The organism is Thiomonas sp. 13-64-67 (assembly GCF_002282795.1).
Taxonomy (GTDB): domain Bacteria; phylum Pseudomonadota; class Gammaproteobacteria; order Burkholderiales; family Burkholderiaceae_C; genus Thiomonas; species Thiomonas arsenitoxydans.
In genome coordinates this window covers 1-12,801 of sequence record NZ_NCKP01000095.1, presented here as the reverse complement: position 1 = coordinate 12,801, position 12,801 = coordinate 1, and the positions used below count along the sequence as shown (strand labels likewise).

17 protein-coding genes are annotated in these 12,801 nt (G+C 63.6%); 14 read left to right on the top strand and 3 right to left on the bottom strand.

The window, feature by feature from the left end:
* The 9 genes from B7X30_RS14845 to hprK all read left to right on the top strand — a co-directional run.
* Positions 1–223 (top strand): phospholipase D-like domain-containing protein (locus B7X30_RS14845; RefSeq protein ID WP_353681924.1); only part of this gene is annotated, 223 nt, incomplete at its 5' end.
* 78 nt (positions 224–301) lie between these two features.
* A complete protein-coding gene (gloA, locus tag B7X30_RS14840; RefSeq protein WP_013104183.1) occupies positions 302–691 on the top strand; it encodes a lactoylglutathione lyase in 390 nt (129 codons plus the stop codon).
* Positions 678–1,748, top strand: coding sequence for a diguanylate cyclase (locus tag B7X30_RS14835; protein WP_286731627.1), 1,071 nt, complete (start codon positions 678–680; stop codon positions 1,746–1,748). Before gloA ends, B7X30_RS14835 begins: the two co-directional genes overlap by 14 nt.
* A gap of 59 nt (positions 1,749–1,807) precedes the next feature.
* The gene (locus B7X30_RS14830; RefSeq protein WP_286731625.1) at positions 1,808–2,071 is read left to right on the top strand and encodes a DMT family transporter; all 264 of its coding nucleotides are present in this window, start codon (positions 1,808–1,810) and stop codon (positions 2,069–2,071) included.
* Between the two features lie 143 nt (positions 2,072–2,214).
* Positions 2,215–3,015 (top strand): thiosulfate dehydrogenase, encoded by an 801-nt coding sequence (tetH, locus tag B7X30_RS14825; RefSeq protein WP_156053873.1) that lies wholly within the window; start codon positions 2,215–2,217, stop codon positions 3,013–3,015.
* A gap of 61 nt (positions 3,016–3,076) precedes the next feature.
* Complete coding sequence (locus B7X30_RS14820) at positions 3,077–4,108, top strand: substrate-binding domain-containing protein (protein WP_286731623.1); 1,032 nt, start codon at positions 3,077–3,079, stop codon at positions 4,106–4,108.
* Positions 4,109–4,544: 436 nt separating this feature from the next.
* Positions 4,545–4,877: a ribosome hibernation-promoting factor, HPF/YfiA family gene (gene hpf, locus B7X30_RS14815; protein WP_286731621.1), complete on the top strand. Its 333-nt coding sequence runs from the start codon at positions 4,545–4,547 to the stop codon at positions 4,875–4,877.
* A gap of 127 nt (positions 4,878–5,004) precedes the next feature.
* Positions 5,005–5,424: a PTS sugar transporter subunit IIA gene (locus B7X30_RS14810; protein ID WP_286731620.1), complete on the top strand. Its 420-nt coding sequence runs from the start codon at positions 5,005–5,007 to the stop codon at positions 5,422–5,424.
* Positions 5,425–5,523: 99 nt separating this feature from the next.
* On the top strand, positions 5,524–6,477 hold the full coding sequence (hprK, locus tag B7X30_RS14805) for an HPr(Ser) kinase/phosphatase (protein WP_286731618.1): 954 nt from the start codon (positions 5,524–5,526) through the stop codon (positions 6,475–6,477).
* Positions 6,478–6,525: 48 nt separating this feature from the next.
* Here hprK and fur read toward each other — a convergent pair whose 3' ends face one another.
* Positions 6,526–7,008, bottom strand: a complete 483-nt coding sequence (fur, locus tag B7X30_RS14800; RefSeq protein WP_013104191.1) for a ferric iron uptake transcriptional regulator — start codon at positions 7,006–7,008, stop codon at positions 6,526–6,528.
* 141 nt (positions 7,009–7,149) lie between these two features.
* On the opposite strand from fur, the gene B7X30_RS14795 reads away from it, so the two are divergent.
* The 4 genes from B7X30_RS14795 to B7X30_RS14780 are packed head-to-tail and all read left to right on the top strand — an operon-like array spanning position 7,150 to position 9,717.
* Complete coding sequence (locus tag B7X30_RS14795) at positions 7,150–7,749, top strand: outer membrane protein assembly factor BamE (protein WP_286731616.1); 600 nt, start codon at positions 7,150–7,152, stop codon at positions 7,747–7,749.
* Between the two features lie 23 nt (positions 7,750–7,772).
* On the top strand, positions 7,773–8,594 hold the full coding sequence (gene dapB, locus B7X30_RS14790) for a 4-hydroxy-tetrahydrodipicolinate reductase (RefSeq protein WP_286731615.1): 822 nt from the start codon (positions 7,773–7,775) through the stop codon (positions 8,592–8,594).
* 7 nt (positions 8,595–8,601) lie between these two features.
* Complete coding sequence (locus tag B7X30_RS14785) at positions 8,602–9,255, top strand: MotA/TolQ/ExbB proton channel family protein (RefSeq protein WP_013104194.1); 654 nt, start codon at positions 8,602–8,604, stop codon at positions 9,253–9,255.
* Positions 9,256–9,267: 12 nt separating this feature from the next.
* The gene (locus B7X30_RS14780) at positions 9,268–9,717 is read left to right on the top strand and encodes an ExbD/TolR family protein (protein WP_286731613.1); all 450 of its coding nucleotides are present in this window, start codon (positions 9,268–9,270) and stop codon (positions 9,715–9,717) included.
* Here the strand turns inward: B7X30_RS14780 and B7X30_RS14775 are convergent.
* Entirely contained in the window at positions 9,702–10,061 is a 360-nt protein-coding gene (locus tag B7X30_RS14775) for a c-type cytochrome (protein WP_286731611.1), read from the bottom strand. The genes B7X30_RS14780 and B7X30_RS14775 overlap by 16 nt on opposite strands.
* A gap of 119 nt (positions 10,062–10,180) precedes the next feature.
* Positions 10,181–11,968 (bottom strand): diguanylate cyclase, encoded by a 1,788-nt coding sequence (locus B7X30_RS14770; RefSeq protein ID WP_286731609.1) that lies wholly within the window; start codon positions 11,966–11,968, stop codon positions 10,181–10,183.
* Positions 11,969–12,166: 198 nt separating this feature from the next.
* Here B7X30_RS14770 and B7X30_RS14765 point away from each other — a divergent pair.
* Positions 12,167–12,801, top strand: a 635-nt coding sequence (locus B7X30_RS14765) for an MBL fold metallo-hydrolase (RefSeq protein WP_286731607.1), incomplete at its 3' end; no start/stop codon positions are given.

The window sequence follows — 12,801 nt, the reverse complement described above, 5'->3', positions numbered from 1 at the left end:
TCTCAGCCTCATCGGCTCGGCCAATATGGACCGGCGCAGCTTTGACCTGAACTACGAAAACAACATCCTGCTGCTCGACGCCGCGATCACCGCGGCATTACGCGAAAGGCAGGCGCAGTATCTCGCCAGTAGCCGCCGCATCACCCTGGACGAAGTGGCCGCCTGGAGCGCGCCCAGGCAACTGTGGCAGAACGCTCTGGCCATCGTCGGCCCCATTCTGTAGGTCGAGTCACGCTGCCGCGAGCGCGTCGCCCGACCGCGCGCTACGCTTTGGGGCCCGATCTTTTTCACAGGATTTCTCATGCGTTTTCTCCACACCATGCTGCGCGTCGGCGATCTGCAGCGCTCCATCGATTTCTACACCCAGGTCATTGGCATGAAGCTGCTGCGCACCACCGACCGCCCCGAGCAGAAATACAGCCTGGCCTTTCTCGGCTTCGAGCCCAACCCGGCGCAGGCCGAGCTGGAGCTGACCTACAACTACGGCGTCGATCACTACGACCTGGGCACCGCCTACGGCCACATCGCTCTGGGCGTGGACGACGCGGCCGCGGCCTGCGCACGCATCAAGGCAGCCGGTGGCAAGGTCACCCGCGAGGCCGGCCCGGTCGCCGGGGGCAGCACCATCATCGCCTTCGTGCAAGACCCGGACGGCTACAAGATTGAGCTGATCCAGCATGGCACCCTCTGAAGAGCACACGGGAGCGCTGGCGCTCGATGGCCCGGCCTCCCGCGAAAAGCTCTACCGGCTGATCTACCCGGCTCGCGTGCTGGGTATGGTGCTGGCCGGGCTGCCGGTGGCCGCCGTACTGCTTGAACAGCATGCGGCGGCGATGCTGTGGGCGCTGCTGGTGCTGACCTTCTTGGTCTGGCCGCACCTTGCTTACGCACAGGCGCGCAGCAGCGCCCAGCGCTACGCGGCAGAAAAGCGCAACCTCCTGTTCGATTCGTTCCTGGTCGGCTTGTGGATCGCGCTGATGCACTTCAACCTGCTGGTCGGCCTGGTGCTGGCCGTGGTCACCACGCTCGACAAGGCCTACACCCTGATTCGGCGCTGGTGGCTGTATTCGCTATTGCTTCTGATAGTCACCGCGGCCGCAACCGGGCTGCTACTGCACCGGCCCGTCCAGCTCGAAAGTTCGCTGTTGGTGCAGGTGAGCATTCTGCCCTTGATGTTCGTCCATACCTGGGTCAACACCTACCGTGGCACGCGGCTGATGCGCACCATCGCCCGGCAGAACCGACAGCTTGCCGAGCTGCGCCGCACCGATGCGCAGACTGGGCTGCAGGCGCGCGAACACTGGATCCTGCGCGCTACCGAAGCCCTGACCACATGGCAGCCGGGAGCGGAGCCGGTCACTCTGATGATCATTGATATCGACCGGTTCAAATCCATCAACGACACCTATGGCCATACCGTAGGCGACGAAGTGATCGGCGCGGTCGGCGCGGTGATCGGGGCCAACGTTCGTCCGCAGGACAGTGCAGGGCGTTACGGCGGCGATGAGTTCGCCGTGGTTATCGGCCCTGCGCCCGAGGGCTCGGCCCGCGTGATTGCCGAACGCATCCGCCAGCAGGTCGAACAGTTGGACTTGCCTAGAGCTCCCGATCTGCGCTTGAGCAGCAGCATCGGTCTGGCTGTGGCACAACAGGAACGCACAACGTTGCGCAGCTGGATCGACGCCGCCGACGGCGCGCTCTACCGTGCCAAGGAGCTTGGCCGCAACCGCGTGGTCGAGGCCGACTGAGAGCGCCCTTGCGGTCGGCCCGATGGCCTTTCGGCGAAGGCGAGTCATCGGCGCCAGGTATGCTCGCTCCATGCAATCCTGGTTATTTCTGTGTGGTCGTGGCGGCTTACGCCCTGGCGTTTTACCTGCTGTCACGCACCATGCAGACCATCCCGATGAGCATTTCCTATGCCGTCTGGTCGGGCGTGGGCATCGTGCTCATCACCCTGATCGGCTATGTGGTCTACCACCAGTCGCTCGACTTGCCCGCGCTCGTCGGGCTGGGGCTGATTCTCGCCGGGGTGCTGGTCATCCACCTGTTCTCCAAATCGGTGGCGCATTAAGCCCCAAGGCGGGCAGTCGCGGCTGAAATCTATCGATTCGATCGATGCATATGATTTCAAATAATCGTTTGTCTTTATGAATTCGGCCTCATAAGCTCTGGGTCAACGCGGGTTTTCCCGCGCATGTCACAAGGAGCTTTTGTATGTCGACTCACAGTCCCGTTCAACCGTCGCGCCGCCTGGCGCTGCAATCCACTCTCGTCGCGGGCCTCGGCCTGACGGCGCTGGGCGCAAAAACGGCCCAGGCCGCTTCGGCGCAAGAGCGCTTCATGCCGCAAGGCGCCAGCACGCTGGCCGAGCTTGGCAAAAAACTGGCCGCCGCCCCGCGTCGCCGCGACTTCAAGACCACGCAAATGGTCCTGGAAAACCGCGACGAGTGGGATGCCGAGGCCCTTGATCTGGTGCTGGCCTACGCCGGTCAGCCCAAGCAAGTGTGGAACAACACCAATCTGGAGGGGCCGTGGCTCAATCTCATGCGCAACTCGATGAACGCGCAGATCTGGTCGTTCAAGCATCCCGATTTTCTGGCCGTCTCGGCCACGCACGGTTCGGCGCACCTCGCGTTGTATGACGATGCGCTGTGGGCCAAATACCAGTTGGGCAGCCTGACCAAGGGCAAGGCCAAGACCAATACCTGGATCAAGACTTCTCTCGCTGCCGATGCCGACCCCAAATCAGTCGAAGACCCTAAGGGCGTGTATTCCCCGGCCGACAACAGCATCACCGTGCTGCAAGAGCGCGGCGCCGTGTTTCTGGCCTGCCACAACGCCATCTGGGAACTCACCGGGCATCTGCACGCCATCGGTCACAACCCCGACAAGGTCTCGCACGCGCAGATGGCTGCCGAATTCACCAACCATCTGATCCCCGGCGCCGTGCTCACGCCCGGCATCGTGGGCACGCTGGTCGAGCTTGAAAACGCGGGCTATCGCTACGCCGGTTGAGCATTCGCTGCTTACCCGGCCGCTTTAATCCATCCCTCGAAAGCTATAAAAGGAGACTTTCATGCGTCGTATCCCTCTCGCCTCAGGCACCCCTTTGCTGGCCGCGCTGCTGCTGGCCCTGCCGGTGCTCGCCAACGCACAACAGGTGCAACAGGCCGACACCGGCTGGCAGGGCAAAGTCCATGCCCCGCAATACAAGGAAACCATCTTCCCGCCCTGGCAGCACGGCGCCAACAACCCCGCGCAGAACAAGGGCCTGGAATTCACCGTTCCGGAGGTCAACGATCTGCCCGACTTTCACGGCGATCTCGATCATCCCAAGCTGGTGATCTTCGTCGCCGGTAACTACTACTTCGCCATGGCGCCGCTGGTGCAGGCCTTCGAGAAAGAGCATCCCGACTTCAAGGGCCGTGTGTTCTACGAAACCCTGCCCCCCGGCATTCTGCTCAAGCAGATGAAGGCGGGCGGCACGATCACCGTGGGCAATATGACCTGGACGGTCAAGCCCGATGTGTATGCCGCCGGGCTGAAAAAGATCGAGGCCGGGATTCACGACGGCGTGCTCACCGGCAAAGCCATTTCCTATGTGAGTAACGACCTCACCATCATGGTGCCCAAAGGCAATCCGGCGCACATCACCGGGCTGGCCGATCTGGGCAAGCCGGGCGTCACCCTGTCCATGCCCAATCCCGCCTGGGAAGGCGTGGCGCGGCAGATCGAGGCCTCGCTGAAAAAGGCCGGGGGCGATGCGCTGGAACAGGCGGTCTATGACACCAAGGTGAAGAATGGCCAGACCACGCTCACCCACATCCACCATCGCCAGACGCCGCTTTATCTCATGCAGGGCGTGGCGCAGGCCGGTGTGACCTGGAAGTCAGAAGCCATCTTCCAGGAACAGGCGGGTCACCCTATCAGCAACGTGCCCATTCCCGCCGATCAAAACACCACGGCGATATACGCCGCCGCAGTGGTCAAGGGCGCCGCGCACCCGAAGGCCGGTCTGATGTGGGCGGAATTCCTGCGCTCCCCCACGGCACTGAAAATTTTTGAGCGCTACGACTTCAAGCCAGTGTCGGCCCACAAGCCCGGCTGAGCGGGCTCTCCAGAAACTCGCCGGGCCGCCGCCCCCAGAGTTTCTTACCCCTTGAGGGGGAGATCCGCGCGTAGCGACGGATTTCGGGGTGGGCCCCATTTCATAAATTGGCTCTTCATTCGCCCCCGCCGCAAGGCCGGGGCGATTTTTCGTCTCGTGCAGCGCGTCCGCCTCACTGGGGCCGGCAAAGTGTGAGCCTTCAAGTGTGAACATTTGCACGTTTTGGCGACTGTCAGCAAAAACCCGGTGAAGAGATCGGGAGTGGGCTTGATTTTGGCGGGGGGCGGTAGCACACTGAATCTGACAGATCAATCACAACCGCGCACCGGACAAGCGCCGCAGCGCACAACACAGGAGATCGAACCACCCTACACACCGTCCCGGCAAGGCACCCCGCCCTGCTGTTTCTTTTCTTTCCGAAATCAGGAGCCTCACTATGAATCTGACCATCAGCGGCCACCATTTGGATGTCACCCCCTCCCTGCGCAGTTACGTCGAAACCAAGCTCGATCGCGTGGTGCGGCACTTCGATCAAGTGGTGAATGTGAACGTGCTACTCAGTGTGGAAAAACTCAAAGAAAAGGAAAAGCGCCAACATGCCGAATGCAATCTGATGGTCAAGGGCAAATCGATCTTCTGCGAAAGCCAGCACGAAGACCTCTACGCGGCCATCGACACCTTGGTCGATAAGCTGGACCGGCAGGTGGTGGAGCACAAGAACCGCTTGCGCGATCACCAGGCCACTGCGGGCAAACACTTGGCGAGCTGATCGCTTTTACTGATGTTTGCCCTTGCCGCGAATCCGCAACGGAGTTCCCGGGCCGGATTCGCGGCAGGTACGAACTGCCGCAAAACCCGTTTAAACTCGCTGTCCTCTTTGGCCCAAGCGTGATCCCATGAACCGTTTTGCCCAGATTTTGCCGCCGACCCATGTGCAACTCGACGTGGACGTCAGCAGCAAAAAACGCGCGTTTGAATACGCCGGACTGCTGTTTGAAAACAGCCTTGGACTCAACCGGGCGCTGATTACCGACAATCTGTTCGCCCGCGAGCGGCTGGGCTCCACCGGGCTCGGTCAGGGCGTGGCGATTCCGCATGGGCGCATCAAAGGGCTCAAGCAACCGAGCGCCGCTGTCATTCGCCTGCGTCAGCCCATCGCCTTCGAGGCGCCGGATGCCAAGCACCTCGAGCTGCTGTCGGCCATCGCAGAAATGCTCTCCGATACCGATCTGCGCGAACAACTCCTGAGCGAGGCCGACGCCGCCGTGCTGCACCACCGCATCAGCGCTTGGGCGCCTCTGCAAACCGCAGCATGAGCCTCATTGGCGTCATCAGTGGCCTCATCAGGGGTGCCGCAAGGCACTGCCACCCGCGCCGCAGGCCCGACACAGTCGCCGTGATCTTCCCCGCCTGATTTGAAAGCCTCCACCCTCGCCGCCGAACGCCTGTTCGAGGCCAATGCCGCGCAGCTCATGTGGCAATGGATCGCCGGGCAGAGCAACCCCGAGCGTCGCTTCGACATGGCCGCCGTCGAGGGGGCTACTTCCGGGGCTGATCTGGTAGGGTATCTGAATTACATCCACCCTTTTCGCGTACAAATTCTTGGATGGCGCGAGGTCGATTACCTCAACAACTCCAATCAGGAAGACCGGCTGCGGCGCATACGCCGCATCATCGGCCTGGAGCCGCCGGCGCTGGTGCTGGCAGACGGCAAGGAGCCGCCGCCCTGTCTGATCGACGAGTGCAATGCGGCGCAGGTGCCGCTGTTCCGCACCGCGGAGACGGCGGCCTTCACCATCGACGTGCTGCGCACCTTTCTGTCCAAGCACTTCGCCAACCGCGTCACCCAGCACGGCGTGTTCATGGACATTCTCGGTCTGGGCGTGCTCATCACCGGCGAGTCCGGCCTGGGCAAGAGCGAGCTGGGGCTGGATCTCATCACGCGGGGTCACGGCCTGGTGGCCGACGATTGCGTGGACCTGCTGCGCGTGGCGCAGAACACCATCGAGGGCCGCTGCCCGCCGCTGTTGCAGAACCTGCTGGAAGTGCGCGGCATCGGTCTGCTCGATATCAAGACCATTTTTGGCGAGACTGCGGTGCGCCGCAAGATGCGGCTCAAGCTCATCTGTCACCTGATTCGCCGCGATGTGCTCGACCGAAACTTCGACCGTCTGCCCGCAGGCAATCTGGAAGACGATGTGCTGGGCGTGCCGATTCGAAAGGTGATGATTCCGGTGGAAGCCGGACGCAACCTCGGCGTGCTGGTCGAGTCAGCCGTGCGCAACACCATTCTGCAACTTCGGGGTATCGACACCCTGAACGAATTTCAGGAACGTCAGCGCCAAGCCATGCGCGATGGGGACGACTGAAGGGTGATTGAAGGGCGACGGATCGGGGCAACTGAGCGAACTTAAAAGCTACTCGCCGTGCTCTGGCGGACGTGCCGCAAGCGGCGTGTGATCCGCCTTGTTGTAGTGTGGGCAAGTGGTCTTTTTGGCGCAGCTCGCGTAGAGCGAGAGCGAATGTTCCTGCAACTCGAAGCCGTGTTCCGTGGCGATTTTTTTCTGCCGCCGCTCGATCTCAGGATCGAAAAACTCCACCACCCGACCGCAGTCCAGGCACACCAGATGGTCGTGGTGCGTGCCTTCGTTGATCTCGAACACCGACTTGCCCGACTCGAAGTTGCTGCGCAGCAAAATGCCGGCCTGCTCGAACTGGGTCAGCACGCGGTACACCGTGGCCAGGCCGATGTCCTGCTGTTCATCGAGCAGCACGCGGTACACATCTTCAGCCGTCATGTGGCGCTGCGTGCCCTTTTGAAAAATCTCCAGAATGCGCAGGCGCGGCTGAGTGACTTTCAGACCGGTATTGCGCAAACCTTGTGCATTGCTCTGAGCCATGGGGGAGAGGGCCGTATTCAGTAGAATGCGCCGATGTTAAACGACCCCGGCCGCGTTGACCACGCGAGAGTCCCGATGCGGTTTTACTCTGTTTTTCGTTTCTCTGAACACGCTTTTGCTCAGGCGTCCCCCCGGGCGGATTTGCGGCGAGGGCTTGCCACTGCGGCGCTGTGCTGCCTGACCTTGCTGGGCGGTTGCAGCACCACAACCACCCAGCACGATCTCACGTCGATATTCAAGCCCTACCGCGCCGATGTGATCCAGGGAAATTTCGTCTCGCGTGAAATGGCCGAGGAGCTCAAGCCCGGCATGACCAAGGATCAGGTGCAGGCCATCATGGGGACGCCCCTGCTCAAGACCGTCTTCAATCAGAACCGTTGGGAATATGTGTTCAGCCTGCGTCAGGGCTATCACGCCCCCATCGTGCGCCGCTACACCGTGTATTTCGACAAGGACGGGCGGATGGAGCGCGCAGATGGCGATCCGCTGCCTTCCGAGCAGGAGTTCGTCGCGCAGATCAACACCCTGCGCGATGGCGGCAGCAAACCCAAGTTGCTGACCGAGGCGCAGCTGCAGGCCGAAATCGCCGCTGCGGACAAGAAGTTTGCGCAAACCAAGCGTCCGCCTGCCGCCGCCTCGCAGCCCGGCAATCTGACGGTTTACGCACCGCCGGCCGAGATTGCCGAGTTGCAAAAGGCTGCGCCGCCCGCTGCGGCTTCCTCTTCCGCTGGCAATCCTTGACCTCTTTTGAGAGGCTTCCGCGCATGAGCACATCGCCTGCAGAAACGCATCGCATCGCCATTGCCGGCGCCAGCGGCCGCATGGGTCGCACGCTCGTCGAGGCCGTCCTGGCCGCACCGGATTGCAGTATCGGCGCCGCGCTCGACATGCCGGGCAGCCCGGCGCTCGGTCAGGACGCCGGGGCTTTTGCCGGTGTGCATACCGGCGTGGCCATACGCTCTGATCTGTACGCCGCGCTGCAGCACGCCCGCTATTTCATCGACTTCACCCGGCCTGAGGGCACCATGGCGCATCTGGCCGCGTGCGAGGCGGCGGGGGTGGCCATGGTCATCGGCACCACGGGTTTCGACGAGGTGCAGCTCGCGCGCATCCGTGCCGCATCGCAGCGCATCGCCATCGTCATGGCGCCCAATATGAGCATCGGCGTGAACGTGGTGTTCAAGCTGCTGGAGCAGGCGGCGCGCGCGCTGGCGCAGGGTTATGACATCGAGATCATCGAAGCCCATCATCGCCACAAGGTGGACGCGCCTTCGGGCACCGCGCTGAAAATGGGCGAGGTCGTCGCGGGCGCATTGGGGCGAGATCTCAAGCAGTGCGCCGTCTATGGCCGCGAAGGCGTGACCGGCGAGCGCGATCCGTCCACCATCGGCTTCGCCACCGTGCGCGGCGGCGACATCGTGGGCGACCATACCGTGCTGTTCGCGGGCACGGGCGAGCGCATCGAAATCACCCACAAGTCGAGCAGCCGCGCCACTTACGCCCAGGGCAGCCTGCGCGCCGTGCGCTTTCTCGCCGTCAAATCCCACGGCCTGTTCGACATGCAGGACGTGCTGGGCTTGAACTGAGTCACCCATGGGAGGGCTCGCACAGTTCTGGCAGCAGGGTGACGCGCTCAGCCATCTGGTCGCGCTCGTGCTGCTGGCGATGTCGGTGGCGAGCTGGTTTGTCATTTTGTGGAAAGCGGCCCTGCTCTGGCGGGCCACGCGTCGCGTGCCCGCGGGCATTGCGGCGTATTGGGGCGCCGCGTCGCCCTTGCAGGCCGCAGCGGCGACGCAGAGCGCAGACCCCGACGGCCTGTCCAGCCTGATGGCCGAGACCGCCTCCAGGCTGGCGCGGCCCGATACCGCGCATCGCTGGCAGTCGCATGAAGACCGCGTCACCCGCGAATTGCGCGAGGCTTTGCAGGCGGCGCAGCGGCGTCTGCAAGCGGGCCATGTGCTGCTGGCCAGCGTGGGTAGCACCGCCCCGTTCGTCGGCCTGTTCGGCACGGTCTGGGGCATCTATCACGCCCTCACGGCCATTGCAGCGAGCGGGCAGATCAGCGTGGACAAAGTGGCTGGGCCGGTGGGTGAAACGCTCATCATGACCGCAGCGGGCCTGGCCGTGGCCATTCCCGCCGTGCTGGCCTACAACGCGCTGAGCAAGCGGGCGCGCCGGGTGCAAGGTGCACTCGAAGGGTTTGCGCACGATCTGCAGCGCCTGCTGGCGGCCAGCCCCGTTCTTTGAATTCCGCGCGCCATGAGCTTCGGCAGTTTTGATGAGGGCGACGAAGGCGAAGCGATGAGCGACATCAACATGACGCCGCTGATCGACGTCATGCTCGTGCTGCTGGTGATTTTCATCATCACCGCACCGCTGCTCACCGGCAGTCTCAAGCTCGATCTGCCCAAGGTCGATGCCCCCGCCGCGCAACAGACGCCGACGGTGCTGAATGTCGGGCTGCGCAAGGATGGGCAGCTTTATCTGGCCGACAAAACCATCACCCTGGCGCAGCTCACGGCGCGCTTCACCACCGCAGCGCAACAGTCGCCCAAGACCGAGGTGCATATCAGCGCCGACGCCGCCGTGCCCTACGGCGATGTCGCCCGGGTCATGGGCGCTGCCCAAAACGCGGGCCTTAGCCGTATCGGCCTCATCACCCAGCCGCCTGCTGGAAGTATGCCTAGCAGACCTTACTTGAACTTGTAGTAAGTCTGGTTGAGGTAGGCGGCGATGTCTTTCACCTCTTCCGGAAACAGGTCGTGGTTGAGCTGGGTGACGCACATCTGGGTGAACGCCATCAGTTGTTGCGGGTTGTGCACCTTGCGGTCGGGGCGGGTGTACATCGCCGAGGACGAGCCCATCATCCGTTCGGCATGACAGGCGGCGCATTTGAGATTGGCGTAATACTTCTGGCCCTGCGCGACATTGGCGCCGACAAACTGCGGCGGAACCTCCTGTGCGGCCTGCGCCAGTGGCCACGCCGCACCCAGTACGGCAAGCAGGCCGCAGGTGGCGAGGGCTCGCCGCATTTCTCGCATCGGTCGAATCATCGTTGTCTCCCTTGTTTTTTTGTGGGGAGTTCAGTGTGCGGGTTGCGGCCGGGCTTGTCTACAGCAGCCCTGCTGCGCACAGGGGAAACGTCGGCTCTGAAGGAAACGCAGGAGTCGCTTCAAGACCGTGCCGGGCGGGTGAACTGGAACAGCGAAGTCTGCACGTCGGCCTCCATGTCCGGCTCCCACACAACATAGGTGTCGCGTCCGAGGGCCTTGGCGCGATACATCGCCACATCGGCCAGGCGCAGCAACTCCTCCAGCGTTTGCGCATGAGACGGGTACAGCGCCACGCCGATGCTGCCCGAGGCGCGGAACTCCCGCCCGGACAGGGCGTAGGGTGCGCGCAGCCGCTCCAGCGCATGCCGGGCGAGGTCTTCGGCCAGGCGCGGCGAGGGCAGATTGGGCAGCACGACGGCGAACTCATCGCCGCCCAGGCGGGCGCAGACCGCGTCCGGCCCGAAGGCTTCGCGCAGCCGCGCCGAGGTGGCCTGGATCAGCGCGTCTCCCGCGGCGTGGCCGAACTGATCGTTGATGCGCTTGAGGCCGTCGAGATCGAGCCACAGCACGGCGGCAAATGCCTGGCTGTCCTGCGTGCGGTCGAGTTGGCGCTGGCCGCTGTCGAAAAGGCCGTTGCGGTTGAGCAGGCCGGTGAGCGGGTCTTTGAGCAGCAGATCCTGCAAGCGCGTGGCGCGTTCGCGCAATTGCGCCACGCGCACCGACAGGCCATAGGTCAGCACCAGAGCGAGAAACACCAAAACCCACTGCAGCGCGTCGGAAGTGAGAAAAGTCTCTGGCAGCCAGCCCAGAGTGCGTCCGATGTTGGCAAAGCCGACGATCAGCAGGGGAAACAGGCTGAGCAGCAGGATGATGGCCGGCATGAAGCGCTGCTGCCAGCGCACCGCCGCGGCCCACGCAATCAGCACCAGCGAGGCCGCCGCGATCAGCTGGGCGGGAACCAGCAGCCATTCGCTATTGGGCAGCAACACCGCCACCGCGAGGGTGATGGCCAGCCATTGCACGATCTGCAGCGCCAGATCGGTACGCGGCGCGTGGCGCGGCAACAGCAGATAGGCGCGGATGAAATACAGCCCTCCGGCGCACATCAACGGCAATCCGCCCACCAGGCCGATGCTGTTCCAGACGAGCGTGTCTGGCCAGAGTTGGTGCTGCCCTACGCCCGAGATGGCGAGCATGTAGAACAAAGTGGCCGATTGCCAGAGGATGTAGGCGAAATAGGCTCGGTCATGCGTGCTCAGAAACAGGAAGGCGTTGTAGATCAGCAGCGCCACCACCATGCCGTAGAACAAGCCCTGCAGCAGCGCGTCGTCCACCGCGTATTGGCGGAACGCCCCCGCGTTCCACAGGTGAAATTCAGGTGTGAGCGCGCCGTACTGCGCCACGCGAAGCAGCAGTGTGCTGGGTCCTTCGGGCGGCTGGAAGGCGTAGGCGGTGTAACGCGAATGCAAGGAGTCCAGCTGGCCGATGCCTGCGGGGCGCTCACCACTGGCCTGCGCCAGATCGGCCGGCAGCAGATAAGCCTGCGCCTCACGCCAGACCGGGCGACCCAATTGCAGCACTAGCTGCTCGGGCGACTGCGCGCTGCGAAACAGATGCACCCGCAACCAAAGGGCGTCTTCGCTGATGCCCAGATTGCTTTCGTTGACCGCCTGGAACCGCGCATCGGGCAAGGCGGCCACGGCGCTGGGCTCCAGCCGCTTGCCGTTTTCGCGGTAAACCTGCAGCGAATTTTGCAGGTTCTGGTGCCGGAGATCCTGCGGCACCAGAACCACCAGCGGGCTCGCATTAGCGCCGGAGGGGGCAGCCGCCCAGGCGGGCGCTGACATGGGCGCCGACATCATCAGCACCAGCAGCATGACGGCCTGCAGCAGGATCAGCGCACGCATCCACTCGCGTCGAAGGGGGTGCAATGGCAGGCGAGGCATGGCGGGGCATGGGCGAACTGGCCGGGCGGTCGGAAAAAAGGAAAACCAGTGTAGGGAGCGGCACAAGTCGCTTCAATCCCTCTCAGCAGGGGGAGGCAGAAGATTCCGCTATAGACTGGGTCGTCTGCCCTTTCTGTTTCAAATCATCCGCTTCAAGCCATGCTCCGCTACCGCATTCTCCCGGTCACCGCCTTTGCCCAGAACACCTGTCTCGTATGGGATGACGCCACGCAGGAGGCGGTTTTCACCGACCCCGGCGGCGAGGTGGATCGTTTGCTGCAGGCGGTGGTCGAGGCCGGCGTGACGCTGCGCGCGGTCTGGCTGACCCACGCTCACATCGACCACGCGGGCGCCGCGGCGGAAGTGGCGCAGCGCGCGGGCGTGCCCATCATCGGCCCGCATCCGGGCGATCAGTTCTGGATCGACGCCCTGCCGCAGCAGGCGCAAAGGTTCGGCTTTCCGCCCGCCAAGACGTTCACGCCCGACCGCTGGCTGGCCGATGGCGACACCCTGCAGCTCGGCTCGCTGCCCTTCACCGTGCGGCATTGCCCGGGCCACACGCCGGGTCATGTGGTGTTCCACCAGCCCGAGGCGCGGCGTTGCTGGGTGGGCGATGTGTTGTTCGCCGGGTCGATCGGCCGCACCGATTTTCCCGGCGGCAATCATCAGCAATTGCTCGACAGCATCACCGGCAAGCTCTGGCCCATGGGCGATGACACGGTGTTCATTCCCGGGCATGGGCCAGAGTCGACCTTCGGCGAAGAACGCCGCAGCAACCCTTACGTGCGCGGCAC